At 72.9% G+C, this 23,604-nt stretch carries 33 protein-coding genes; 18 read left to right on the top strand and 15 right to left on the bottom strand.

The genetic code is table 11. The features are described 5' to 3' along the window. The first annotated feature begins 236 nt into the window (after positions 1-236). Positions 237-1,409: a DUF2786 domain-containing protein gene (locus LN652_RS09560; RefSeq protein WP_230444434.1), complete on the top strand. Its 1,173-nt coding sequence runs from the start codon at positions 237-239 to the stop codon at positions 1,407-1,409. 7 nt (positions 1,410-1,416) lie between these two features. Here the strand turns inward: LN652_RS09560 and LN652_RS09555 are convergent, their stop codons facing one another. Both LN652_RS09555 and LN652_RS09550 read right to left on the bottom strand, forming a co-directional pair. After that, a complete protein-coding gene (locus tag LN652_RS09555; protein ID WP_230444433.1) occupies positions 1,417-1,896 on the bottom strand; it encodes a hypothetical protein in 480 nt (159 codons plus the stop codon). Next, positions 1,805-4,213, bottom strand: a complete 2,409-nt coding sequence (locus LN652_RS09550) for a DEAD/DEAH box helicase family protein (protein WP_230444432.1) — start codon at positions 4,211-4,213, stop codon at positions 1,805-1,807. The genes LN652_RS09555 and LN652_RS09550 overlap by 92 nt, the downstream gene beginning before the upstream one ends. Before the next feature lie 98 nt (positions 4,214-4,311). Here LN652_RS09550 and LN652_RS09545 point away from each other — a divergent pair, with 98 nt between their 5' ends. Together LN652_RS09545 and LN652_RS09540 are read left to right on the top strand one after the other, a co-directional pair. Then, positions 4,312-4,911: a TetR/AcrR family transcriptional regulator gene (locus tag LN652_RS09545; RefSeq protein WP_230444431.1), complete on the top strand. Its 600-nt coding sequence runs from the start codon at positions 4,312-4,314 to the stop codon at positions 4,909-4,911. Further along, positions 4,908-5,528, top strand: a complete 621-nt coding sequence (locus LN652_RS09540; protein ID WP_230444430.1) for a VC0807 family protein — start codon at positions 4,908-4,910, stop codon at positions 5,526-5,528. The genes LN652_RS09545 and LN652_RS09540 overlap by 4 nt, the downstream gene beginning before the upstream one ends. Before the next feature lie 3 nt (positions 5,529-5,531). Here LN652_RS09540 and LN652_RS09535 read toward each other — a convergent pair whose 3' ends face one another. Further along, entirely contained in the window at positions 5,532-5,978 is a 447-nt protein-coding gene (locus tag LN652_RS09535) for a hypothetical protein (protein ID WP_230444429.1), read from the bottom strand. 122 nt (positions 5,979-6,100) lie between these two features. On the opposite strand from LN652_RS09535, the gene LN652_RS09530 reads away from it, so the two are divergent. From LN652_RS09530 to LN652_RS09520, 3 genes are read left to right on the top strand one after another with little or no spacing between them, the layout of a single operon-like run. Next, entirely contained in the window at positions 6,101-6,709 is a 609-nt protein-coding gene (locus LN652_RS09530) for a hypothetical protein (RefSeq protein ID WP_230444428.1), read from the top strand. A 13-nt stretch (positions 6,710-6,722) separates the two neighbouring features. Next, the gene (locus LN652_RS09525) at positions 6,723-6,962 is read left to right on the top strand and encodes a hypothetical protein (protein WP_230444427.1); all 240 of its coding nucleotides are present in this window, start codon (positions 6,723-6,725) and stop codon (positions 6,960-6,962) included. Beyond that, on the top strand, positions 6,959-7,339 hold the full coding sequence (locus LN652_RS09520; RefSeq protein WP_230444426.1) for a PIN domain-containing protein: 381 nt from the start codon (positions 6,959-6,961) through the stop codon (positions 7,337-7,339). Before LN652_RS09525 ends, LN652_RS09520 begins: the two co-directional genes overlap by 4 nt. Before the next feature lie 48 nt (positions 7,340-7,387). Here the strand turns inward: LN652_RS09520 and LN652_RS09515 are convergent, their stop codons facing one another. After that, on the bottom strand, positions 7,388-7,951 hold the full coding sequence (locus tag LN652_RS09515) for a hypothetical protein (RefSeq protein ID WP_230444425.1): 564 nt from the start codon (positions 7,949-7,951) through the stop codon (positions 7,388-7,390). Positions 7,952-7,992: 41 nt separating this feature from the next. Further along, positions 7,993-8,412: a hypothetical protein gene (locus LN652_RS09510; protein WP_230444424.1), complete on the bottom strand. Its 420-nt coding sequence runs from the start codon at positions 8,410-8,412 to the stop codon at positions 7,993-7,995. Positions 8,413-8,531: 119 nt separating this feature from the next. On the opposite strand from LN652_RS09510, the gene LN652_RS09505 reads away from it, so the two are divergent. From LN652_RS09505 to LN652_RS09495, 3 genes are read left to right on the top strand one after another with little or no spacing between them, the layout of a single operon-like run. Further along, entirely contained in the window at positions 8,532-9,698 is a 1,167-nt protein-coding gene (locus LN652_RS09505; RefSeq protein ID WP_230444423.1) for a hypothetical protein, read from the top strand. Positions 9,699-9,745: 47 nt separating this feature from the next. After that, entirely contained in the window at positions 9,746-9,991 is a 246-nt protein-coding gene (locus tag LN652_RS09500) for a type II toxin-antitoxin system Phd/YefM family antitoxin (protein ID WP_230444422.1), read from the top strand. Then, positions 9,988-10,380, top strand: a complete 393-nt coding sequence (locus tag LN652_RS09495) for a PIN domain-containing protein (RefSeq protein WP_230444421.1) — start codon at positions 9,988-9,990, stop codon at positions 10,378-10,380. The genes LN652_RS09500 and LN652_RS09495 overlap by 4 nt, the downstream gene beginning before the upstream one ends. Before the next feature lie 7 nt (positions 10,381-10,387). On the opposite strand, the gene LN652_RS09490 is transcribed toward LN652_RS09495, so the two are convergent. Continuing rightward, positions 10,388-11,011 (bottom strand): nucleoside/nucleotide kinase family protein, encoded by a 624-nt coding sequence (locus LN652_RS09490; protein WP_230444420.1) that lies wholly within the window; start codon positions 11,009-11,011, stop codon positions 10,388-10,390. A gap of 100 nt (positions 11,012-11,111) precedes the next feature. On the opposite strand from LN652_RS09490, the gene LN652_RS09485 reads away from it, so the two are divergent. Beyond that, the gene (locus LN652_RS09485) at positions 11,112-11,591 is read left to right on the top strand and encodes a hypothetical protein (RefSeq protein ID WP_230444419.1); all 480 of its coding nucleotides are present in this window, start codon (positions 11,112-11,114) and stop codon (positions 11,589-11,591) included. A gap of 53 nt (positions 11,592-11,644) precedes the next feature. On the opposite strand, the gene LN652_RS09480 is transcribed toward LN652_RS09485, so the two are convergent. After that, positions 11,645-12,472 (bottom strand): oxidoreductase, encoded by an 828-nt coding sequence (locus LN652_RS09480; RefSeq protein WP_230444418.1) that lies wholly within the window; start codon positions 12,470-12,472, stop codon positions 11,645-11,647. 62 nt (positions 12,473-12,534) lie between these two features. Here LN652_RS09480 and LN652_RS09475 point away from each other — a divergent pair, with 62 nt between their 5' ends. The 8 genes from LN652_RS09475 to LN652_RS09440 all read left to right on the top strand — a co-directional run bounded on the left by LN652_RS09475 (position 12,535) and on the right by LN652_RS09440 (position 18,548). Continuing rightward, positions 12,535-12,756 carry a hypothetical protein gene (locus LN652_RS09475; RefSeq protein ID WP_230444417.1) on the top strand — a complete coding sequence of 74 codons (222 nt, stop codon included), beginning with the start codon at positions 12,535-12,537 and terminating at the stop codon, positions 12,754-12,756. 18 nt (positions 12,757-12,774) lie between these two features. Beyond that, positions 12,775-13,893: a serine hydrolase domain-containing protein gene (locus LN652_RS09470; protein ID WP_230444416.1), complete on the top strand. Its 1,119-nt coding sequence runs from the start codon at positions 12,775-12,777 to the stop codon at positions 13,891-13,893. A 42-nt stretch (positions 13,894-13,935) separates the two neighbouring features. Next, complete coding sequence (locus LN652_RS09465) at positions 13,936-14,175, top strand: hypothetical protein (RefSeq protein ID WP_230444415.1); 240 nt, start codon at positions 13,936-13,938, stop codon at positions 14,173-14,175. 4 nt (positions 14,176-14,179) lie between these two features. Beyond that, complete coding sequence (locus tag LN652_RS09460; RefSeq protein WP_230444414.1) at positions 14,180-14,689, top strand: mycothiol transferase; 510 nt, start codon at positions 14,180-14,182, stop codon at positions 14,687-14,689. 76 nt (positions 14,690-14,765) lie between these two features. After that, positions 14,766-16,064 carry an ABC transporter substrate-binding protein gene (locus tag LN652_RS09455; RefSeq protein ID WP_230444413.1) on the top strand — a complete coding sequence of 433 codons (1,299 nt, stop codon included), beginning with the start codon at positions 14,766-14,768 and terminating at the stop codon, positions 16,062-16,064. Further along, the gene (locus LN652_RS09450) at positions 16,061-16,957 is read left to right on the top strand and encodes a carbohydrate ABC transporter permease (RefSeq protein WP_230444412.1); all 897 of its coding nucleotides are present in this window, start codon (positions 16,061-16,063) and stop codon (positions 16,955-16,957) included. The genes LN652_RS09455 and LN652_RS09450 overlap by 4 nt, the downstream gene beginning before the upstream one ends. A 4-nt stretch (positions 16,958-16,961) precedes the next feature. Beyond that, a complete protein-coding gene (locus tag LN652_RS09445; protein ID WP_230444411.1) occupies positions 16,962-17,777 on the top strand; it encodes a carbohydrate ABC transporter permease in 816 nt (271 codons plus the stop codon). Between the two features lie 21 nt (positions 17,778-17,798). After that, complete coding sequence (locus LN652_RS09440; RefSeq protein ID WP_230444410.1) at positions 17,799-18,548, top strand: MOSC domain-containing protein; 750 nt, start codon at positions 17,799-17,801, stop codon at positions 18,546-18,548. A gap of 282 nt (positions 18,549-18,830) precedes the next feature. On the opposite strand, the gene LN652_RS09435 is transcribed toward LN652_RS09440, so the two are convergent. From LN652_RS09435 to LN652_RS09400, 8 genes are all read right to left on the bottom strand, one after another. Continuing rightward, on the bottom strand, positions 18,831-19,166 hold the full coding sequence (locus LN652_RS09435; RefSeq protein WP_230444409.1) for a hypothetical protein: 336 nt from the start codon (positions 19,164-19,166) through the stop codon (positions 18,831-18,833). 55 nt (positions 19,167-19,221) lie between these two features. Further along, on the bottom strand, positions 19,222-19,866 hold the full coding sequence (locus tag LN652_RS09430) for a contact-dependent growth inhibition system immunity protein (protein WP_230444408.1): 645 nt from the start codon (positions 19,864-19,866) through the stop codon (positions 19,222-19,224). Between the two features lie 80 nt (positions 19,867-19,946). Then, positions 19,947-20,198: a colicin immunity domain-containing protein gene (locus LN652_RS09425; protein WP_230444407.1), complete on the bottom strand. Its 252-nt coding sequence runs from the start codon at positions 20,196-20,198 to the stop codon at positions 19,947-19,949. A 344-nt stretch (positions 20,199-20,542) separates the two neighbouring features. Beyond that, the gene (locus LN652_RS09420) at positions 20,543-20,902 is read right to left on the bottom strand and encodes a DUF7674 family protein (protein WP_230444406.1); all 360 of its coding nucleotides are present in this window, start codon (positions 20,900-20,902) and stop codon (positions 20,543-20,545) included. Then, on the bottom strand, positions 20,899-22,197 hold the full coding sequence (locus LN652_RS09415; RefSeq protein ID WP_230444405.1) for a hypothetical protein: 1,299 nt from the start codon (positions 22,195-22,197) through the stop codon (positions 20,899-20,901). The genes LN652_RS09420 and LN652_RS09415 overlap by 4 nt, the downstream gene beginning before the upstream one ends. Then, positions 22,194-22,493 (bottom strand): WXG100 family type VII secretion target, encoded by a 300-nt coding sequence (locus LN652_RS09410; protein ID WP_230444404.1) that lies wholly within the window; start codon positions 22,491-22,493, stop codon positions 22,194-22,196. Before LN652_RS09410 ends, LN652_RS09415 begins: the two co-directional genes overlap by 4 nt. After that, complete coding sequence (locus tag LN652_RS09405; RefSeq protein WP_230444403.1) at positions 22,490-22,807, bottom strand: WXG100 family type VII secretion target; 318 nt, start codon at positions 22,805-22,807, stop codon at positions 22,490-22,492. The genes LN652_RS09410 and LN652_RS09405 overlap by 4 nt, the downstream gene beginning before the upstream one ends. A 66-nt stretch (positions 22,808-22,873) precedes the next feature. Then, a complete protein-coding gene (locus tag LN652_RS09400; RefSeq protein WP_230444402.1) occupies positions 22,874-23,524 on the bottom strand; it encodes a TetR/AcrR family transcriptional regulator in 651 nt (216 codons plus the stop codon). Between the last annotated feature and the right edge of the window lie 80 nt (positions 23,525-23,604).

The following is a 23,604-nucleotide window of genomic DNA, read 5'->3' as shown; positions in this document are numbered from 1 at the left end:
AGCGTCGCTCGCTCCACCGCGAGCCTTCTCCTACGCGACGTCGTAGGTCAGGGCGTACGGTCCCGCAGTCGGCGGGGCGAAGGTCCCGCCGGGCAGCCTGTGGAGGAGCCGCGCGGCTTGTCGGTGTGTCGTCGTAGCGTCCTGCGCACCACGAAGGGGGAGCGATGGGCGCCAACAGCAGGAAGCGCAGGGCGACGCGGCAGCGCAACGATCAGCGGAGCGGGCCGCCCGGTCAGGTGCGGCCGGACGAAGCCTGGGACGCCGCACGGGCGGGCGCCGACGTCGAGGGGCACGTGCTGTTCGCGCTCCGGATGCTCGCCCTGAAGAAGCTCACGGACGCCGAGGTCGCGCACGCCGCGGAGCGGCTCGTCGCCCGGTGCGCGCCCTACCCGAGGCACGTGGTCCAGCTCGTGCTGCACGACCTCGCGTCCGACGTGGTCGGTGCCGTGGTCGAGGGCGGCTGGTCGCCGTCGGACCTCGGCGAGCTGGTCAGGCGCAACCTCGGGCCGGCGTACGTCGCGGCGCTCGCGGCGGAGCTGCGCGCCCACGAGCGGACGAGTCCACGGAGCCAGGCGTGGCGGGACTCGATCGAGGCGCTCGACGAGCCGTCGCTCGGCCTGGGCGCCATCGAGCCCGTCACCGCGCTGCTCGGACTGCTCGCCCAGCTGAACGGAGCGCCGCGGCTGACCGACGCGATCGCCGGCACCGCCGAGGAGGCCGGGCCGGAGCACCCGAAGCTCGCGCGGGTGCGGGCGCTGCTGGCCAAGGCGGAGTCCACCGAGTTCGACGAGGAGGCCGAGGCGCTGTCGGCGAAGGCGCAGGAGCTCATCTCCCGCTACGCGCTCGACCGGCTCCTCGAGGTTGGTGCGGCCCGCGGGAGCAGCGACCTGCAGGTGCGCCGTCTCTGGCTCGACCCTCCCTACGTCCGGCCGAAGACCATCCTCGTCTCTGCCGTGGCCTCGGCCAACCGGTGCCGGGCGGCGGCCGCTGACAGCCTCGGCTTCAGCGTGGTGGTCGGTGCGCCGACCGACCTCGATGCCGTCGAGCTGCTGGTGACGTCGCTGCTCGTGCAGGCCGACGCGGCGATGCTGCGCCACGGTCGCCGCGCGAGCGCGAGCGGGGCCGCCCGGACGAAGTCGTTCCGGCAGTCGTTCCTCACCGCCTACGCCGTCCGGATCGCCGACCGGCTGGAGCGGGCCAACGCCGACGCGGCGCGCGCCGCCGGCGCCGACCTGCTCCCCGTGCTCCGGTCGCAGGAGGAGAAGGTCGCCGAGGAGTTCGACCGCCTGGTCCCGCACAGCACCGGCCGACGCGCGAGCGTGAGCAACAGCGAGGGCTGGAACGCCGGGCTCGCGGCAGCCGACCTGGCCGAGCTCGGCGTCAACGGTCGGCTCGACCATGCGGGTTGACCCGTCGTCAGGACCAGTGCCGCCGCATCACCGTGGTCGCGGCGAACGGGTCCTCGCCCGAGACGGCGGCGACGACCCCGGCGCCCTCGGGCCTCGCGGCGGCGAGCAGCCGACCCTCGCCGACCCAGGCGTTCCACGCCCGCAGGTAGTGGCCGGCGCTGCGAGCGTTGCGGCCGAGGGCCGCCGGGACCGGGTGCCACGCCTCGCCCGTCGGACGGGCGGCGCGCAGGGCGGCGCGGGCACCCCGACGCGTACGCACGGGCCGATCGGGGGAGGCGGCGTCGGTGTGGCGCGAGACGAGGTAGCGCGGGGCGCCGACCGGGCCGATCGCCTCGTCGAGGGCGACTGCGAAGGCCTCGGCGTCGGCCTCGGAGCCGACGAGTCGGAAGCGGTACTCACCGCCCGGGTGGACGTCGACCGCGAGGGCCGAGGCGCCGACCCCGGTGAGGCCCGCAGCGTGGAGGGCGTCCGCGGCGGCGGCGGCCACCGCCTCCAGCGGCGGGACGCCCGACGTCAGGGCGACCTGCGAGCGCACCCACCCGGTCAGCAGCGCCGTCTGGTCGCGGCTCACGACGGCGGTCCGCGAGCGTTGCCACCGCGCCGACGGCGCCCACGGTCAGAGCCGCGGCGGTCCCGGCGACCGACGCGGCCGCGAAACCGCCGGTGGCTGCGGCGAGCGCCCAGGCCGGGTCCCAGCGCCGGTCCGGCAGCGGCGCGTCCGTCGTCAGCCCGGTGTCCGAGAGCCGCCATGACGGCGCGACCGGCTCCAGCGCCACGACCTCGTCGGCCGGAGCGGGCACCGACGCGACGGCCGGCCGGACGCGCAGCGAAGCGAGCGTCACGTCGTCGTACGGCTCGCCCACCCGCCACGCCTCGCGGATGCCGTCGCGGTCGGCGGCCGCGACGAGCATGCGGGCGTTGAGGGCGTCGAACGACGCGACCGGCGGGGGAGCGAAGGGGGAGAAGGACGCGTCGATGTGGGCGACGCCGTCGACGATGTCGCCGTCGGCGTCGACGCCGTGGAAGCTCTGGTGCTTGCGAACCAGCCGCGACCAGTCGTTGTCGCCCTTCGGGTGGGCCTCCGAGACGCAGACCACCGTCCAGTTGGTGGCGACCTTGTCGGGCCAGCCCGGGTCGGTGCGCAGCGCCCGCCCGCGGGTCTGCACGACCGCGGTCAGGGTCGTCGCGGTGGTCAGGTCGATCAGCGTCGAGACGCCGCGGGCGTTCCACCCCTCGCCGAGCAGCCCGCGGGTGCCGACCAGGACCTGGGTCCGCCCGGCCTCGAGGAACGCGGTGACGTGGGTGACCCAGGTCCGCGAGGTCCAGCCCGAGGAGCAGGTCGCGACCGGTGAGCCCGCCTCGACCCGGAGCCGCGCGGCGAGGTCGGGATCGCGGGAGGCCACGAAGGCGACGAGGTCGTGCAGCGTCTCCTCGGCTCCGGCGACCACGGACCCGGTGACGAGCATCGGCCGGAGGACGGCGGTGCCCGGATCGGTCAGCAGCACCTCGAGCGCCGCGATCGCCGACCCGGCCTCGGCGTCGAGCACGCCCTCGAGGGCGACCGGCACGGTCGCGGACGCCCGCTCGTGGTCGCACAGCACCAGCACCCGCGCGCGGTCGCCGATGGCGGCGTGCTCGGCGGCGATGATCTGCGCGGCCGCGCCGGGCTTGGCGTACGACCGCGCCAGCACGCGGTCGACGGTCGAGCGCCCACGGCGTACGCCGCGTCGCGTCCACTGGTAGCCCACCGACGGCAGCGCGGCCCGGACCACCGCGAGCACCTCGGCGTCGACCTGGTCGTCGGACCCGGCGACGTGGTGGACCAGCCAGTCGCCGAGCAGCCGGACCCAGTCCTCGGCGGACGGGGCGTACCGGTGCTCCTCGCGCAGCCGGGCGCCGGCCGGGAGGGCGAGCAGCCCGGCGTGGTGCATCCGCAGCGCCGCGTCGCACAGGTCGGGCTCGCGCTCGGCGAGGGCCGCCCAGGTGGTGGTGGCCGGGACCGGCTCCACGAACCGGGCGGTGAGCCACGCGTAGAACCCGACCGAGCCGAAGCCGGGGGTGGTGAGCAGCGTGGTGAGCTCGGTGAACCGGACCGCCTCCCCGGTCAGCCAGTCCTCCTCGGTGGGGGTCGGGGTGGTGAGCCAGACGAGCTCGTCGAACGGCGCGAGGTGGCCCTCCTTGACCACCGCCGGCACCGAGACGCGGTAGCGGATGGCGCCGAAGAGCTGGTCGACGAGGGCGCGCTGCTCGCCGGCCAGGCTCTCCGGCGGGGTGGCGGTCAGCGCCAGGACGTGCGCTCGGCCGACGGCGTCGAGCAGCTCGGCGAGGAGCCGCCCCCAGACCTCGAGCAGGTGGTGGCACTCGTCGAGCACGAGCACCAGCCGGGGCTGCGCGCGGATCCGGTCGAAGAGCGCGACGCCGTTGGGGTGGAGCCGGTCGACGACGGTTGCGGACTCGTCCGCGGCCTCGGAGTCGAAGACGGCGAGGGACTGGTAGGTCAGGCAGGTCAGCGCGCTGGCGAGCGTCTTGTCGTCGCTCGCGTCGAGTCCCGTCGCGCGCGCCTCGGCGATCCACTGCGCCTGGATCGCGGTGTTGGGGGCGAGCACGACGGCGCGCGTGTCGGGGTGCGAGCGCAGCTCGGCGGCGACCGCCTCGATCCCGACGCGGGTCTTGCCGGCGCCCGGGGGCAGGACGACCCAGGCCCGCGGGTGGTCCGCGTCGGCCCACGCGGCCTCGAGCGCCGCGAGCGCCTCGCGCTGGTGGAGGCGCAGCGGCGGCACGACGGGCGCGTCCGGGTCGGGCACTGCTGACCGCCCTCCTGGTCGGCTCGGGATCGTCGCGGGAATGCTCCCACGAGCCCGGACCGCTGGACCGGGTTACCCGGCCGGGGTACTTTTTACTCATGCAGGTAACTCGCTCGGTCGCGTCGAGCGCCCGTCGCGCGCAGATCCTCGATGCGACGATCGCGGTGGTCGCGGAGGAGGGCTTCGCGCGGGCGACCTTCGCGCGGATCGCGGAGCGGGGCGGCCTGTCCAGCACCCGGCTGATCAGCTACCACTTCGCCGGCAAGGACGACCTCGTCGCCGCCCTCGTCGAGCACGTCGTGGCCGGGATCGGGGAGCACGTCGGCTCGCGGGTGTCGGCCGCGGACACCGCGCGCGGCCGGCTCGCGGCCTACGTCGAGGGCGTCGTCTCCTACGCCGACACCCACCGCGCGCCGATGTCGGCGCTGCTCCAGGTGGCGATGGCCGGCGCCGGCGGCAGCGCGATGGACGCCCCGAGCGACCTGTCCCACCTCGAGCGGATCCTGCGGGGAGGCCAGGAGGCGGGGGAGATGCGCTCCTTCGACGTCGCCGTCATGGCGACCACGATCCAGCGCGCGGTGGAGACGGTCCCGCTCGCGCTGCAGGCCGACCCGGACCTGGACTGCGCGGCGTACGCCCGCGAGCTCGTCGAGCTCTTCGACCGCGCGACCCGAGCCGAGGGGCGGTCCGAACCGTGACCCTGGTGCGACCGGCCGTCGGGATCGCCGGCTCGACCGCGCTCTACTACCTGCTGCGCCACCTCGGCGTCAGCGTCTACGCCGCTCTCGTCGTCGGCGCCGTGCTCTCCCTCGCGCCGGCGTGCGTCTCGCTGCTGCGCGGCCACCGACCGAGCGGGCTCGAGGCATTCTTCACCGTCCTGCTCTTCGCGAGCTTCGCGGTCGCGTTGCTGCCCGGCGACGAGCGGTTCCTGCTCGCCAAGGACGCGCTCGTCACGAGCGGCGTCGGCCTCTGGTTCCTCGCCAGCCTGCGCTGGTCCGACCGCCCGCTGGCCTACCAGTTCGCCAGGCCGATGATCGAGGGCCGCGGCGGCTGGGTCGGCGACTGGGAGCGGCGCTGGCGCGAGGACGAGTGGTTCCGCCGGATGTGGCGCACGTCCAGCGCGTGGTGGGCGGCCGGCACGCTGGCCGACGCGGCGGCCCGGGTCGTGATGGCGTACACGCTCCCCGCCGACGTCGTGCCGGGGCTCAACCTCGCGATGTACGTCGTCACGCTGGTGGTGCTCAACGTCGTGACGACCGTGGTCTACGTCCGGGCCGGTGCGATCCGGGGTCGGCGGCGGACGCTTGCGTCCTGAGGCTCACGAAGCCATCCGCGGCTCGTGCCCGCACGCCTCGGACATGAAGTCGAGCCAGCCGTGCTCGGTGACCAGGATCAACTCCCCGGTGTAGGCGGACGCGCCATGGTTGGCGCGACGCCAGCTCGTGCACCAGACCCCCTCGTTGGGCCCGAACACGGTGAACCCCGGCCTCACGATGACGGTCACCGCCATGTGCTCGGGACCTCGGCCACGGCTCGGCCCCGCACCCAGGGACTCGACCGCTGCGCGGAGGTGGGGGGAGACGTCGTCGGCGTCATCGAGGAGCGCCGGGACCGGCAGCGGCTCGACCCTGACCAGGCGTTGCTCGGTCGACGGGTGGTGCACCAGGGCCAGCCAGGCCGTGTCCTCGCCGAGGGTGACGCGCTCGGCGACCTCACGGATCAGGGCCTCGGGGTCTCGCAGCTCGTACGGCCTCAGTTCTTCCATGCCCATGAGCGTGCCCGACCCGCCGTTCGTCCGCTGTCGTCATCCACAGGCTGCTCGTCGGGTCTGGAAGCGAGCCGTCTACGCGAGGACGCTGGGAACTCCACCGACCACCAGGAGGGCGCATGGGATCAAGCACGGACTTCGTCGGGCACATCGAGATCGACCCGCCGCTCAACGACGCGGAGATGTACTACCTGCTGGCGTTCGCGGGCTCCCGGCACTACGACCGCGGTGATCCCTACACGCTCCCCGGGAATCCGACCGCGGAGTCGGGCGAGGGCGTGGCCACGGACCGCTACAACCGGCCACCGCACGGCCAGCCCAACCTCTGGTGCGACTGGCAGGTCTGCTGGCACGGCTGCTGCATCACGTGGAGTGGCAAGGAGAAGTCGTACTCGATGGAGCCGTGGTTGCGGTATGTCATCGACCACTTCCTGCGCGAAGGCGCGCGGGCGTCGGGCGACCCGCGGTTCGACGAGTTCACCTTCGACCACGTGTTGTACGGGACCCTGGTCGGCTGCCGCCGTGACAACAAGGAGCTCTTCGCCATCAAGGTCGAGGACAACGTGGTGACCCGTGCGGTGATCACGCCGGCAGACCCGAGGTACCGCGACTACCCGCCGCTGCCCTACGAGAGCGAGATCGACCGGCAGGACGCCGACCGGATCCGGCGGCGCCGGCGCCCGCTCCCAGAGGAGTCGGCGAAGGTGGTCCCGCTTGCGCCGCGCTGAGTATGATCAAAGTATGAGTACCCGGATCACCGTCAGTCTGCCGGACGAGCTGGTCGCGTCGGCGACCGCCGCAGTGTCGGCCGGTGAGGCAGCGTCCGTGTCGGCGTACGTCGCCTCCGCCCTGCGGGAGAAGTCCGAGCGGGAGTCGGTCGCCGACGTCCTGGCCGACTGGCGCGCCTCGGCGGAGCCCCTGTCGGCCGAGGACGAGACGTGGGTCGAGGTCGCGCTCGCGAGGGCCGGCCTCAGGTCGTGACAGGCGGGTTGTGCCTGGACGCGGGTGCGCTGATCGGTCTCGAGCGCGGTGACCGCCGAGTGGTGGTCCTGCTCGACCGCGCGTTCGCGGCGGGCGGCTCGCTGGAGGTCCCGGCGCCGGTCCTCGCGCAGGTGTGGCGAGGTGGTGCGCGCCAGTCGCGGCTGGCGAGGTTCCTCCGCGCGAGCGACGTCGCGATCGTCGATCTCGATCGGGACAGCGCGCTCGCGGTCGGTGTGATGTGCGGGATGAGCGGCGTCGCCGACGTCGTGGACGGGCACGTCGCCCTGCACGCGCGGCGCCGCGACCTCGCGGTGCTGACGTCGGACCCGGACGACATCGCGCGGCTCGATCCGACGCTCGTCGTCATCGAGGTGTAGCCGGCGCACAGCCGGACCGCGACGCCGGCGACCCAGAGGCTCAGAGGGTCAGAAGTGGCGTTCCTCCAGCAGCACGCGGGCGAGCTCGTCGTAGGAGTCCGACGCAAGACCGAGGGCGCGCCGTACTCGCAGGCGCCCGAACAGCAGGTACGTCTCGTCCTGGTCCGGGAGGTCGAGCCGGGGGTCGAGGTCCCGCAAGGCGATCGTGTACCAGCGTTGCGCCTCGCTGAGCCTATTGTCCTGCTCCAGCGCGTCGCAGACCCGCTCGACCGCCTCGACGGGCAGTGCGGATCCACGGCGTCGGAGCTCGACGAGCTGCGACTCGACCTCCGCGCCACGACCGGCCTCGATCAGGAAGCCGATCCGCATGGCGGCGACGACGTCCGCCTGCTCACCCGAGGCATCCACGGCCAGGTCGAGCGTGGCGAGCGCGGCGTCGACGTCCCCCCGCATGGACTGGTGATCGGCGATGACCTGGAGCACGTCGACCCGTCCCGGATCGCCGACGGACATGGTCGCCAGGAGCTCGGTGGCGTGCGGAACGGTGTCGAGGCGCGGATCGAGCTCCCACGAGTCGATGAGGTCCTCGACCTCGGTGAGGGACAGCGGCATGGTGCCATGGTGCTGCACGTGCGGGTGTCGGAGCCGACGCCTCACGCCGATGACCGGATGCCGACGACGTCGGCGGGGATCGGGCGGACCGAGCCGCGCGTCGCGAGGTGGACCACCTCGCACGACACGCGAGCCCGGCGGGCGGCGGCGTAGAGGCTGGACGCCCAGGCGCGGTCGGTGGCGGTGATCGTGTCGATGCCGGGACGAGAGCGGAGGAACGCGACCCGGATGTCCGGCCCCAGGTCCTCCGCGAGCATGTCGAGGACCTGCGCCATGCCGTCGAGGTCCTCGGCACCTGGCGGGTCGGCGTCGAGCTCGATCTCCGTGAGATGGGGCACGGGGCGGTCGTCCGCGATGACGAGCAGCCAGAGGCTGTGGCGGCCGAAGCTCCACGGCCCCATCAGGTCGTGCCACGCCTCCTCGAGCTGGGCCTGGGTGGTGATGACGATGTCGGCGAGCATCGCCCGATGCTGCACCCGAACCGCGGTGATGGCGAACGCCTCTCCACAGGTGCCAGGACTGTCCACAGATCCGTCGGGACGGCTTGTGGCAGCGCCCGGCCGCAGCCTTCACTGGAGGCATGTCCAGACACGTCTCTCCCGGCTTCCGTCGGCACCCGCGGGTCGCCGACCGGATGACCGCGGCTCACCACGACCTCGTGGACCGCTCGCTCGGCGCCGAGCGGTCCGGCGACGCCGCCGGGGCCCGGGCGCTGCACGTCGCGGTCCCGGCGTTCCCGGCCAGGGGGCGGCACCCGCTGCTGCTGGCCCAGGTGGCGGCGCTCGGCGACGACCTGCCGGACTGGGTGTGGGCGCGGTGGATCGCCTACCAGGCCACCCGGTGCGAGGACCTGACGACCGCGACCGGGCGCATGCAGCGGCAGGTGCTCAAGTACGCCGTCGAGACCTTCCACGCAGACCAGCTCGCCGACTGCCACGCCAACGGGGGCGACCCGCTGAAGGTCGTCTCGTGGGTGGCATCGGAGTCGTGGCTCTTCCATCAGCTCCTGCTCCACGAGATCGAGGGGCTCAGCCGGTTCGTGGACGAGCTCGCGACCGGTCGACTCGCCGAGCACGCCGCGCTGGCACGGTCGTGGACGGGGGCCCGGCTCAGCGGCCACCGGATCGGCGAGCCCGCACCCGGAGGACGACTGCGGGTGGGCGACGTCGACGGCTCCGAGCTCGAGGTGCTCGACCTCGGTGCCCGGGAGCTGGCCGGCGACTCCGGGTGGGTCCTGGGCCGGTTGGTGCCCAGCGGGGTCGACGACCTCCTGATGTTCGACAGCCCGCCGGTGTCGGTGTCCGAGGGTGTGGCCCGCGACGTGGCGACCTCCGACACCCCGTGGCTGCAGGTGAAGCAGGCCCTGGACGAGGGCAGGCTGGTCGAGCGCGACTTCATGCGGCCCGACCTCGAGCTGGTCACCGACGTCCTCAGCATCGACCTGCTGCGCATCGGTACGCCGCCGGCCGACCTCGAGCGGGTCACCCGGCAGCTCCGCAAGGGGCGTGACGAGATCCCGCGAGCGGCGTACCGGATCCTGCGTCGCGCGTCCGAGGGCGGGATCGACGAGTCGGACGCGCCCCACGTCGCGGCCGCGGTCCTCCAGCCGGCCGCCCACGCCGACGCACGTCGCACGCTCGCCGGACAGGAGCAACGAGCGGCGTGGGAGCGGTGGGCGGCGCTGGTCCACCCGCCCGCGCGCGGTCGGCTCCTGGACCTGGCCGGGACCTCGTCGGTGGCGGCGTGATACCGGGCCGACGCCTCGAAGTGCTACGAGGTGCTACGGTCGTGGACGTGCGATCGATCAGCCAGCGCGAGCTCCGCAACGACAACGCGACGATCATGCGCGCCGTCGAGTCGGGCGAGTCGTTCGTGGTGACCAGGCGCGGCGTGCCGGTGGCCAGGCTCACCCCGGTCCCGGACACGGACCTCCGGGTGGTGCGTCCGGCGGCCGAGGGGGTCGATGTCACGGCACTGCCGCGGGTGCGGGCGACGCGCCCGACGGCGGGGCACCTCGACGACCTCCGCGGCGACCGGTGATCCGGCGTCTCTACCTCGACACGTCCGCCGCGGCGAAGCTGCTGGTCGAGGAGGCGGAGTCGGAGGCGCTGGCCGAGGAGCTCCGCGACGACGAGGTCCACGTGGTGGCCTGCCTGCTCCTCGAGACCGAGCTGAGGCGGCTGGCCGGTCGTGAGCCTGCCCTGACGCAGGCGGCGGTGACCCGGCTGCTGCGCGGCGTCGATCTGCACGAGCTGCCGCCGCCGCTGTTCACGGAGGCCGGGCTGCTGCCGGGCGAGTCGCTGCGCTCGCTCGACGCCCTGCACCTGTCGGCGGCGATCCGGCTCGACGTCGAGGCGGTCCTCACCTACGACCGCCGGATGGCCGACGCCGCTGCCACCCTCGGCATCGAGGTGCTCGCACCGGCCTGAGCCGGGCTCAGTCGAGCCGGACCACCAGGTCGGCCGCCTCCCGCGTCGCGGCGACCAGCCGGGCGTTGGCCTCGTCGCTGCGCTCGACCCACTCGCGCGCGGCATCGGGCGCCTTGCCGAACTCCTCGTGCCGCGACACCAGCCGCGAGCGGCGGAGGTCGTCGTCGACCTCGACGAACCACACCTCGGCGAGGTGCGGGCGTACGCGCTCCCAGCCGCCGGAGGTCAGCAGGAGGTAGTTGCCCTCCGTGACCACGAGCCGCGCAGCCGGCGCGATGGCGATCGCCGCGGCGACCGGCTGCTCGAGGTCGCGCTCGAACCCGGGGACGTAGAGCACCGTGTCGGGCGCGGAGTGGAGCCGGGCGAGCGCCGAGACGTAGCCGTCGACGTCGAAGGTCTCGGGCGCGCCCTTGCGGTCGCGCAGCCCGAGCCGGTCGAGCTGGACGTCGGCGAGGTGGAAGCCGTCCATCGGCAGGTGCGCGGCGTCTGGACCGAGCCCGTCGAGGAGCGCGGCGGTCAGCGTCGACTTCCCGGCGCCGGGCGCGCCGGTGATGCCGAGGACCGCGCGCCCGGGCATCGCCAGCAGGCGGCGGGCGCGGGCGACCAGCTCGTCGGCGGACACCTCAACCACCGATCCCGGGACGGTTGAACCGTGCGCGCCCCGGTCCCGTACGACCCGGACGTGGCGTGGTCGTCCGACCGCGCACCGACCCCGATCCCGGAGGAACGCCATGCACTCCACCACTCGCACGGGCGCGGTGGCCGCGGCCACGCTGCTCGCGCTGTCCGTCGCCGCCGCTCCCGCCCTCGCCTCGTCGAAGCACGACCTGGTCCGCGCCGACCTGGTCCCGAGCCAGCCGACCTTCGGCACCGTCAACGGCCTCCCTCCGGGCGCCGCGCCGTGGGTGCTCGACCGCGGCGAGGTCCGCGTCCGCGACGACGGCCGGATGGACGTGCGGCTCGAGGGGTTCCAGATCCCGCGTCCGGACGGCACGCAGGACAACCCGGTCGCGTCGATCACGGCCGTCGTCTACTGCGCCGGCACGCCGGTCGCCGACAGCGGCCCGCAGGAGCTCTCGGTGCCCGGCGGCGACGCGCGCTTCCGGGTCGAGGGCCTGGCCCTCCCGCGGACGTGCGACGCCCCGTCGGTCCTCATCAGCCCGACCGCCGCCGTCGGCCGCGCCTACATCGCCTTCACGCCGGCCTCCTGACGCGAGGAGGGTGCGGGTCCTCGGGGCCCGCACCCCGCCCGCGCCGGCACGCACTAGCGCGTCCCGTAGGTCCGGCTGACGACCTCGTCGAACAGCCGGTCCGGGAGCAGGTCGCGCGAGGTGGTGATGGTGCGCGCGCCGCGGCCGACGGGGTAGCGCGCGGCGGGCCGGGCGACGGTGGCGGCCTTCACGATCTTGTCCGCCACCTCCTCCGGCGTCGAGGCGCGCGCCGGCTCGTCGAAGCGCTGCATCACGTCGAACGCCTTCCGGGCGTACGCCCCGTAGGCGCCGTCGCCGGACCGCTCGAGCAGCGAGTCGCGGGCGATCTCGTTCCACTCGGTCCGGATCGGGCCGGGCTCGATCAGCACGACCTTGATGCCGAACGGGCGCAGCTCCATGCGCAGGCTGTCGCTGAAGCCCTCCACGGCGAACTTGGTCGCGTGGTACCACGCGCCGAACGGCTCGTAGAACTTCCCGCCGATCGAGGAGATGTTGATGATCCGCCCCGAGCGCTGCGCGCGCATGTGCGGCGTGACGAGCTGGACCAGGCGGGCGAGGCCGAAGACGTTGACCTCGAACTGGCGCCGCGCCTCGTCGATCGGGACGTCCTCGACCGCGCCGTAGGAGCCGTAGCCGGCGTTGTTGACCAGGACGTCGAGGCGGCCCTCCTCCTCGAGGATCCGGTCGATGCCGGCGACCATCGAGGCGTCGTCGGTGACGTCCATCCGGTGCGTGTGGACGCCCTCGGCGGCGAGCGGGGCCATCTTGTCGACGCGTCGCGCGACCGCGTGGACGGTGAATCCCTGCGCGAGCAGGGCGCGGGCGGTGGACTCGCCGATCCCGGACGATCCGCCGGTGACGAGGGCGACGGGGGTGCTCATGCAGCGAGCCTAACGGCGTGCGGAGTCGCCAGATCACCACCGAGGGCGGATGATGGGGTCAAATGACTGACTCATCCCACACGCCCCGCAACCGCCGCAGCAGCAGCCCCTTCAAGAAGGCTGTCGAACCGGTCATCGAGACCTTCGAGAAGGACGACCGGGTCACCCACGACCTCTACGGCCTCGGCCGGGTGGTCAACGTCGAGGCGCACGCGGTCAGCGTCGACTTCGGCGAGCGCACGCTGCGGATCACCAGCCCGTACGCCAAGCTCCACCACCTGTAGCCGGCGTACGGTCGGCGGGTGGCTGGTCTCGAGGCGATCCTGCGGCCCTTCGTCGACTCCGGTGACGTCCCGGGCCTGGTCGGACTGGTCGCGCGGGGTGAGCGCGTCGAGGTGGTCACGCTCGGCACGCGGGACGACGACGGCGCACCGATGGCCCGCGACTCGATCTTCCGGGCCGCGTCGATCACCAAGCCGCTGACGGCCGCGGTCGTGATGTCGCTGGTGGACGACGGGACCCTGGACCTCGACGCCCCGGTCGCCGACCTGCTGCCCGAGCTGGCCGCGCCGCGCGTGCTGCGCACGCGGGAGGGCCCGCTCGACGACACCGTCGCGGCCGAGCGGCCGATCACCGCACGTCACCTGCTCGGCGGGACCGCCGGGCACGGCTTCGCCACGTGGGAGTCGCCGGTGCCTGCGGTGCTCATGGAGCGGCTCGGCCAGGCGGAGAGCGACGTCCACCTGGTGCCGGGGCCCGACGAGTGGATGCGGCGGCTCGGCGAGATCCCGCTCATGCACCAGCCGGGGGACGGCTGGACCTACAACGCCTCCTACGACGTCCTCGGGGTGCTCGCCGGTCGTGCGACCGGGAAGGGCTTCGCCGAGGTGATGGCCGAGCGGATCCTCGATCCGCTCGGGATGGCCGACACCGGGTTCCACGTCCCGGCCGACAGCCTCGGCCGGTTCACCACGCTCTACGCCGCGGACGACGGCGTCCTCGCGCCGATCGACAGGCCCAGTGGCGCCCACGCCCGCCCGTGCGCCTTCGCGTCGGGGTCGGGCGGGCTGGTCACCACGGCTGACGACTGGCTGGCCTTCGGCCGGATGCTGCTCGCCGGTGGTGGCGAGGTGCTCCGCGCGGAGTCCGTGCGACAGATGATGACCGACCACACCACCGCGCAGGACCGTGAGATGGCCGGGTTCTTCCTCGACGGCCAGGGCTGGGGCTACGGCGGCGGCGTCGACACCAGCCTGATCGAGCCGTGGAACGTCGTCGGCCGCTACGGCTGGGTCGGTGGCACCGGCACGTCGGCGTACGTCCACCCGGACGGCGTCGTGGCTGTCCTGCTCACCCAGGTGGTGCTCGGCTCGCCCGGGATCGAGGACCTGTTGAAGGCCTTCTGGACTGCTTCACCCTGAGGGACGTGGTGTCGCGCGCGCCGCTCACGGACGGTGGAGCGCATGACTGACGACGAGCAGCAGGCAGCGGTCGAGGCGGCCCAGCGGGTGGTCGACGACGTGAGCTCCTACCAGTACAGCGCTGAGGACGCGGTCATCGCCGACGAGCTCGACCAGGGCCTCAGCCAGGCGCGGGTGTCGCTGCCCGACGACGAGCGCACGCGGATCCTCGCGGAGATCGACGACCTCAAGGACGAGTCGTCCCCGACGCCCCAGGTCCGCGCCGCGACGCCCGCGGAGTGACCCTGTGGACGTTCGCGGACTCCTGACCGAGGGCTTCGGCCGGATCACCGAGCTCTACGCCAGCACGGCCGAGGGGCTCGACGACGAGCAGCTGCACCACCGCCCGGGCGGGACGGGCAACCCGGTCGGCTGGCTGCTGTGGCACCTCGCGCGGGTGCAGGACGACCACGTCGCCGACCTCGCCGGCACGAGCCAGGTCTGGGAGCGGTTCCAGGATCGCTTCGGCCTGCCCAACGGCACCGACGACATCGGCTACGGCCACACCAGCGAGCAGGTCGACGCGATCCGGGTCGAGGACGCCTCGCTGCTCGTCGCGTACCACCACGAGGTGACCCTCGCGACCGCGCGCTACCTCGGGACCGTCGACGAGGCGGAGCTCGAGCGCGAGGTCGACCAGCGCTGGGACCCGCCGGTCACGGCAGGGCAGCGGCTGGTCAGCATCCAGGGCGACTGCCTGCAGCACCTCGGGCAGGCGGCGTACGTCCTGGGACTTCTCGGGCCGCGCACCTCCTGACGGGAGGCGGTGTCGGGGCCAGCTTCTAACTCAACTAAAGTAGTTGAGTTACTTGTCAAGGCCGAAAGGATCCACCATGCCCAGCCGCCACCGCCCGCTCACCCTCGACCGCAGGGGCCTGCTCGGTCTGGTCGGCGCGTCCGGCCTCGCCTGGGGAGCCACCGCGTGCGCCGGTCCCGGCTCGTCCGGCGGAGGAGGCGGGGTCGCGCCGTCCGGCGGCACGGCCACCGACACGATCTCCTTCGCGCACTGGCGCGCCGAGGACCAGCAGGTCTTCGACGAGCTGATCGCGAGCTTCGTCGAGGCCAACCCCGACGCCGGCGTGAAGCAGGACATCTCGCCCTCCACCGACTACCAGTCGAGCGCGATCCAGCGCCTGCGCGGCGGCGAGGTGGGCGACGCCTTCACCGCCTTCCGCGGCGCACAGTTCGAGGACATGGTCTCCGCCGGGCTCTTCGCCGAGCTGGGCGACCAGGACTTCGTCGCCAACTTCTCCGACAGCTTCGTCGAGGTCGGCCAGAAGGACGGGACCCAGTACGGCCTGCCCTACCAGGTCGTCTTCCTCATGCCGATCTACAACGTCGACCTGTTCGAGAAGGCCGGCGTCTCCGAGCTCCCGCAGGACTGGGACGGCTTCCTGGCGCTCTGCGAGACCCTGAAGTCCGCCGGCGTGACCCCGATCGCCTGGCCCGGCGGCGACGCCGGCAACGCCGCCCAGCTGTTCAACTCGATGACGATGAACAACGCGCCGTCGCAGGACTTCGGCACCCGGATCGAGGCCGGTGAGCTCAAGGTCACCGACGACTGGTTCCTCAAGACCCTCGGCCAGTACGCCGAGCTCGTGCCCTACATGCAGAAGAACGCCGCCGGCAGCGCGCCCGAGCCGCTGCAGCAGCTCTTCGCCCAGGAGAAGGCCGGCATGCTCGCGACCGGCAGCTATCACATCGCCGCGACCCGCGCGCTCGGCGCCGAGTTCGCGATGGACCTCGTCGCGCCGATCACCGTCGGCGCCGGTGAGGCGACCTACGAGGGCGTCCACAACGCGACCTTCATCCTCGGCGTCAACGGCAGCTCGGAGAAGCAGGAGACCGCCGTGGCGTGGCTCGAGCACCTCTCCGACCCGGAGGTGGCGGGGGCGTACGCCAACGGCACCGCGCAGCACGTCACCGTCGAGGGCGTCGACTACACCAACCCCGACCTCAAGCGGATCGAGCCGTGGCTGTCGAAGAACACGATCCTCGCGCCGCGCTACCAGTTCTTCGACCTCGACGTGGAGGCCGCCGTCGAGGCCGCCTGCGTCGCCGTGGTCGGCGGGCAGTCGCCGGAGCAGGCCGCCGAGGAGGCCCAGAAGATCGTCGACGAGCAGATCGGATGAAGCGGCTGACCGGGCCGGGCCGTCCGCACCCGGCGCTCTACCTCTTCCCGCTGCCCGCGATCGCCCTCTACGTCGTCTTCTTCGTCGTCCCGACGCTGCAGGCGGTGCAGTACGCCACCACCGACTGGGACGGGTTCAGCCCCGACTTCGAGCGGGTCGGCGCGGACAACCTGACCAAGCTCGCCGGCGGCGGCGACTCGCTGTTCACCACCGCGCTCACCAACAACCTGAAGTTCCTGCTGGTCGTCGTGGTGCTGCAGACGCTGCTCTCGCTCGGGCTCGCGCTGATGCTGCTGCGCAACTCGAAGTCGTCGGTGCTGCTGCGCTCGATCTACTTCCTGCCGACGATCCTGTCGTCGGTGTCGGTCGCGTTCGTGTGGCGCTTCGTCTACGACCCCAACGTCGGCGCGGTCAACCAGGCCCTCGGTGCGGTCGGGCTCGACTCCCTCCAGTCGGGCTTCCTCGGCAACCCCGACCAGGCGATCTACTGGGTCGCGATGACCCAGGTCTGGGCGCACGCCGGCCAGCTGATGGTCATCTTCATCGCCGGGCTCCAGCAGATCCCCGAGGAGCTCTACGAGGCCGCCCGCCTCGACGGCGCCGGCCGCTGGCAGCAGTTCCGCAACGTCACCTGGCCGCTGGTCGCGCCGACCACGACGATCGTGGTGGCCTACACGACCATCCAGTCGTTCAAGGCGTTCGACCTGATCCTCGGCCTCGGCGGCAACCCGCCACGGCGCTCGCTCGACATCTTGTCGACCCGCATCTACACGACCTTCACCAACGCCGAGTTCGGCTACGCCGCGGCCGAGTCGCTGCTCTTCATGGCGATCATCCTGGCCGTGACCGTGCTGCAGCGGCGCACCCTCAAGCTGACCCAGAAGGGGGCGTGAGCGCATGATCGCCTCGCTCAGCCGCCGCGCGCTGCTCGGCCTCTACGCGCTGCTCATCCTGCTGCCGCTCTCGCTCGTCCTCACCGGCAGCTTCAAGACCACGCCCGAGCTCTTCGACTCGCCGTTCGGCCTGCCGAGCACGCTCAGCCTCGACAACTTCCGCACCGTCCTCGGCGAGCAGGCGATGTCGACGGCGCTGCTCAACAGCGCGCTCGTCGCCGGCGGTGGCGTGCTGCTCACCCTGACGGTCGCGGTGCTGGCGTCCTACGGCATCGCCCGGATCCCCGGCTGGCCCGGGTGGGCGATCCACGGCTTCCTCGTGCTCGGCATGGCCGTCCCGGCGCAGGCCAACATGATCCCGCAGTACGTCCTGTTCGACCGGCTCGGCCTGCTCAACAGCCTGGTCGGACTGGTGCTGATCGAGACCGTCGTGTGCCTGCCGGTCGCGGTGTTCATCCTGGCCGGCTTCATGCGCACCCTGCCGCCCGAGCTCTACGAGGCGTCCGCGCTCGACGGCGCCGGGCCGTGGCAGACGCTCCGGTCGGTCGTGCTGCCGCTGTCGCTGCCGTCGATCGCCGCCACCGCGATCTTCCTGGTGGTGATCCAGTGGAACGACCTGCTCTACCCGCTGCTGTTCATCCAGACGCCGGAGAAGCGCACGCTGCCGCTGGCGCTGCTGGACTTCCAGGGCGAGTTCCTCACCGACTACCCCCTGCTCTTCACCGGGGTGCTGGTCGCGTCCGCGCCGCTCGTCGTGGCGTACGTCTTCCTCCAGCGCTACTTCGTCGCGGGGCTGACGGCGGGGTCGGTGCGCGGCTGACGACGGTGGCACGATGAGCGCATGACCGACTCCCTGGTCGTCCGCTCGGCCGGCTTCTCGCCGGTGAAGGGCCTGCGGCACCAGCCGGTGCCGGGCGTGCGGCTGGACGACCTCGGCGCCGTCGGCGACCGCGCCTGGTGCCTGGTCGACGTCGAGGCGGCGCGGGTGCTGCGGACCGTCCAGCACCCGTCGCTGATCGGCGTGGTCGCCGAGCAGACCGGCGACGAGCTCGCGATGGTGCTCCCCGACGGCACCGGCGCCGCGTTCGAGCCGGAGCCGACCGGCGAGACCCTCGCCTGCGACTACTGGGGTCGGACGGTCGAGCTCGCGCTCACCGACGGGCCGCACTCCGAGCTGCTGTCGGACTTCCTCGGACGCCCCGTCCAGCTCGCGGCGGCGCCGCGGGGCGGGGTCGTCTTCGACGCCCCGGTCACGCTGCTGGGGACGGCGTCGCTCGAGGACGTCGCCGCCCGGGTCGACCGGCCGTCCCTGGTCTCCGAGGCCGCGCGCTTCCGGGCGACGCTGGTGGTGGAGACCTCGGAGCCCTACGTCGAGGACACCTGGCTCGGCGGCGAGGTCGCGGTCGGGTCCGCCGTGCTCCGGATCGGCGGACCGATCCCGCGCTGCGCCGTCGTCGACCATCACCCGGAGACGGGCGCGCGCGACCTGCGGCTGCTCAAGGCGCTGGTGGAGCACCGCCCGGTCAACGCCGCGAACGAGCCGGTGTTCGGGGTCTACGCCACGGTCGTGCGCCCGGGGGTCGTGGGCTGAGTGCCCCGCTGTCGGCGTCAGGCCCGTTCGTCAGCGGAGACGCGCGGACAGAAGTCGTTCTGGCGCTTCGGGTCCACGCTCGGCGGTGACCGGCGGGCGGAGTTCTGTCCGCGCGTGCGCGACCACCCGGCGCGCTGCGCGCGGCCAGGACTTGCGCGCGTGTGGATGGCGTCGTCGGCCCGGCAAGGTGGCGGCAGACGGCATCCGATTGGCGAGGGTGGCGGCAGACGGCACTCGATCGGCGCTCCCGGATGTCGTGTGCCGCCACGGTCGGGCGGTGGCTCAGGGGTCCAGCTGGTCCACGACCAGCACCTGGATGCGTGCGCGAGCCTCGGCGCCGTCCGGGTCGAGGAGGAAGTCAGGTCGCGTGCCCGCCTCGGAGGTCTCCACGGCGTCGGGTGACAGGTGCGGCCAGGTGACCCAGCCCAGCCGCGCGTCGGGGCGCCGTCGGCACATCTCGTCGTACGCGTCCTGCGCGAGCCTGAGGATCGCGTCGCGTTCGTCCGGCCGACTTCCGATGTCCTGGTACCAGGTGAACTGGTAGAGCGGAAGGACGCCGTCGAGGTCGAGCTCCTCCTCGAGCTCGCGGACCAGGTCGATCGATTCGTCCCTCGTCATCAGTTCAGGTCTCCGTTCGCGGGTGCCCGGCGTCCGTCGGCGCGCATCGCGCCGATCATTCGCCGTCGGGCAGGATGCCGATCTCCCTCGCCACGCGAGTGAGCGAGGGGCCGAGTCGGAGCAGCAAGGGTGCGCCCTCCGGTGGGAACGGGATCGTCTCGACGAAGCCGAGCCCGATGAGGTCCTGCTCCGGTGGCGCGGCAGCGTCGAACTCCCTCTCCAGCCAGTCGACGACGTCACCGACCAGCTGAGGGTCGACCGCCATGGTTGCGTGCGCCCACCGGGCGATGTCGGCTATCAACAGATAGGGGAGCAGCTCGTTCTCCTGCTCCCCCAGATGCGCCTCCATCAAGGGACGCAGGGAGGCGAACTCGCTCGTGAGGCGCTTCGCCAGGTCCTGCGATGTCGTCGTCGCTGGGCTCGCCTCGCGAAGCCGGATAGCGACGGAGCGCAGCCATGTCGCGTAGGCGTCGGGCTCGTCGCCTGCGTGGCGGTAGTTGCCGAGGTCGTTGAGCCTGCGGCCGAGCGACCCGGGGTCCAGTCCCTCGGCGAGCAGGGCGTCGATCTGGCCGGCGGCAGCTGCTGCTCGATCGGGCGACCTGTCGAGGAAGTCGTCGACTGCACGCTCCCAGGAGTCGTCGTACTCGTCCATCCAGTCCTGGTGGAAGTACGCCGCCATCAGGTGCCGCAGCTCTGTCATGTCAGTCCTCCTGTAGGGGGAAAAGCTGCTCCATGAGTCACTCAGAGGGATCGGGACGACGTGCGCTTGCCGCGTGGGATTCACTCGAGACGGGCCAGCGCAACCCGGGCACGACGGACGGCCGCGCGCAGCTCCTCGTCACCGGTGTCGCCGCTGTCGCGTAGCTCCGGGTCCGGCACGTACGACTCGACGGCCCAGAAGAGCTCGTCGACCACCTCCGCGAGTTCATGTGGGAGGTTGCCCGGCACGGTGGAGTGCAGGGAAAGGAACCGGTCCTCGAAGTCGGCCAGCGAGGTGCCGTCCGCCTGGTACTGCTCGACCAAGCACCTCATCGCGATGATCGTGCTGTGCTGGTCAGCCGCCACTGGGGTGTCCTTGCTCGGGAGTTGCGTCGGATGCGCGGGCGACGGCTGTGGGTGCTTGCCCCCGCCGGCCCGCAGGTGGTCGGTACGTGGGCCTGCCCAGGAGACGCGCGGACAGAAGTCGTTCGGGCGCGTCGGGTCCACGCTCGGCGGGGACACGCGGGCGGAGTTCTGTCCGCGTGTCTGCGACCGCCCGCTGCATGCGGCCCGGCGCTCGCCGGTCAGGGACGTACCCGGGTGGGTTGGGCAAGACCCACGCGCCGCTGTCGAGCTCGCGGGATCGTGTCGCTGCCTCGGGTGGCCGTGCCATGCCACTACGGTTCGCGCGGGAGGAACAGGCCCCCGTCCTCGGCGAGCGCCTTGAGCCCCGGCGGGAGGAGGTCCAGCACCGGCCGGCCTTCTGGGACCGACGGCAGCATCTCGATGATGCCGACGTCGATGAGGTTCCGGACGGCGAACTCGCCCCGGGCGAACTCGTCCTCCAGCCACGCGAGGACGGTCGCGGCACGTGCGGTGTCCGCTGATGCCGACGCGTCAAGCCACTTGGCGATCTCGAACGAGAACACGTACGGGAGCAGCTCGCCCTCCTGGTCGCGGAGGTGCTCCTGGAGCGCCGGTTCGATCTCGGGCGCCACAGCCCGCAGGCGATCGATGAAGTCAGTCTCAGCGGTCATTCGAGTAGCCCCCGTAGCTCGTCGGCGAGATTCTGCGCCACTTCTCGGTCAGGGCCCGACGCGTCCGAGTGCTGTCGCAACCAGCGGTCGAGCCCTCGGAGTATCTCGCGGCCCTTTCCGACGTGGTCCTTCCCGTTGACCAGATCGCCTCCCGCGAGCTCGTGACGGATGGCATCCATGGTCGTCCCGTCCCCCAGCCGCCGGGGGTTCTCGGTGCCCTTGAAGAGCTGGTGGACGTAGTTCTCCAGCTTTGCGTCCTCGACGTGAGGACGTGGGCGCCCGGGGCCTCGAGCGAATCCACCGCCCGGGATCCTCGCCGACCCCCGCTCGTCCCGGACCCCGACCCGGGCATACCGCTCGAGCCGGATCCGGAGGTCGGCGAGGGTCGCCCGCCCGGTGCGCAGGCGTGCCGCGGTCGAGGCGACCGAGACGCGGAGCGTGGAGAGGAGGGCGTGGAAGCGGGGTGCGACTGCGCGGATGCGGGCGAGCAGGGCGCCCATGCCGAGGCTGCCGCCGAGCGGGCCGCTGAGGGCCGCGACGAGCGCGGAGATCGTGACGCCCTCGACCGCCATCGACGCGACCTCGCGGAGCAGGGCGCGGGTCCGCTCGTGGACCGCCTCGATCGCGGCGGCGTGCTCCTCGCAGGCCGTGCCGAGGGCGGCGAGCTCGGCGGCGACGTCGAGCACCAGCGAGCGCACGTCGGCCAGGCAGGAGAGGGCCACCGGCACCTCGGGGGAGACCTGCACCTCGAGGAACGCACGGGCGGAGGCGACGTGGTCGACGAGGCCGGCCACCGACTCCGCCGTGCGGCGCCAGGTCGTGGCGGCGTCGCGGAGCAGGTCGACGTCGCCGCTCGGCCAGACGAAGCCCTCGACGTGGTCGAGAATCCAGCGGTCGACCGGCCCGAAGGACGGCTCCTGCCCGCCGAGGCTGGAGGGCGGGACGGACGGCGTGACGGCGACGTAGGCGTCGGACGTCAGGCCGGCGGACACCGAGCCGAGGACCTGCCCGGCGGCGGCCGACTCGGCCTCGGCGTGGTGGAGGCCGGTCGCGGCGAGCAGGCGGCCGAGCCCGATGAACGCGCGGGCGAGGTCGGCCAGTGCGGCGACCGCCTCGCTCGCGCCCGCGTCGTAGGCCGCGGCGAAGTCCGCGCCGGGGCTGTCGTTGCCGGCCATCGCCGCACAGCCGGCGAGCCTGCCGGTGAGGGTGTCGGTCGCGAGCGCGACCACCTGGTTGGCGGTGCGCGCGGCATCGGAGGCCTGCTCGAAGCCGCCGCACTCCACGCTGATCCTCACGGAGCGACCTGGCGCCAGAGCTCGAGGTTGGCGGAGACGGCGGCCGCGTAGTGCTCGTCGGCCGCCGACGCCACCGCCCGCAGTGCCGCGAGCGCGCTCACCATGTCGGCGCAGTCGGCGCGCCACGAGGCGTACGTCGTCGACTGGGAGTCGGCGGCGAGCCCCGACCAGCCGCCCTGCAGCCTGACCTGGAGCGCGTCGACGTCGGCGGCGAGCGCGAAGATCTCCCGCTGGCAGCCGCCCAGCGCCGCCACGGCGGCACGCAGCTCGTCGAGGTCGACGTCGAAGGCGGTCATCCGAGCCGTCCCACGAGCACGGCGGCTGCGTCGCCGCGGCGCGAGTCGGCGTCGAGCAGGTCGGCCCGCGCGAGGTCGATCGCCGCGAGCGACGCGCCCAGCGCGTCGAGCACGGCTCCGGCGTGGTCGTCCCACTCCGCCGACCGCTCGGCGAAGCCGGTGGCCGCGGCGCCGCGCCAGGAGTCGAGCAGCGCCGCGACGGTCGCGGCGGCCGCGCGCCGACGCTCGACGAGGTCGGCCAGGCGGGCGTGGAGCTCGCGGCTGGTGGTGGCCTGGCCGTCCGCGTCGAGGACGACCGTTCCCGAGATGATCATGGGTCGACCCTCGCCCGCGGGGCGGCCGCCGCGACAGCCCCACCGGGCGATCTGTGGAGAACCCCGTCAGGCGAGCAGCGACGGCAGCAGCAGGTCGACCCGGGCCGCCAGGACGAGGAGGACGTCAGCGCGGGCGTCGACCGGTCCGGTCGCCCACGCCAGCAGCGCCTGCGCGAAGAGCCCGTCGAGCATGCCGTAACAGGTCGACGGGTCGATGGCCGGCCGCCGGCCGGCGAGCTCGGCGTAGCGGCTCACCACCCGCCAGATCATCGCCTCCAGCTGGCCGTCGATCTCCAGGACCACCTCGCGCAGTGCGGGCTCGAACATCGACTGGTTGCGCAGGTCGTACCAGAGCTGGTGGCGCGGGCCCTCCTCGCGGATCGTCTCGGCGAGCTTGGCGGCGAACCGCTCGCGCAGCTCGTCGGCCGACGCCGACGTCTCGACGATGGCGTCGTAGCGGGTCACGCAGGTGCGCTTGTAGAAGCGCACGCAGTAGGTGATCAGGCTCTCCTTGCTGGCGAAGTAGTAGTGCACGACGCCGTGCGAGAAGGGCGAGTTGTGCGCGATGTCGCGCAGCGAGGTCCTGGCGTAGCCCCGCTCGCCGAGGGTGGTGAGCGCCGACTCCGCGAGCTCGTCGCGACGCCGGTCATGCTTGGTCGGCGGCACCTCGGCGGGCGCCGACGGGGCGTCGACGACGGGCGCGGAACGGGCTGCCATGCCCGGATCCTAACCCCCGCCGCGGCGATCTCTTGACAGTTGTCAAGAACCTCGTCCACTGTGAGCCCCATCACAACCCA

The sequence above is a fragment of the Nocardioides okcheonensis genome (genome assembly GCF_020991065.1).
Taxonomy (GTDB): domain Bacteria; phylum Actinomycetota; class Actinomycetes; order Propionibacteriales; family Nocardioidaceae; genus Nocardioides; species Nocardioides okcheonensis.
This window is presented reverse-complemented; position numbering and strand designations above follow the sequence as displayed.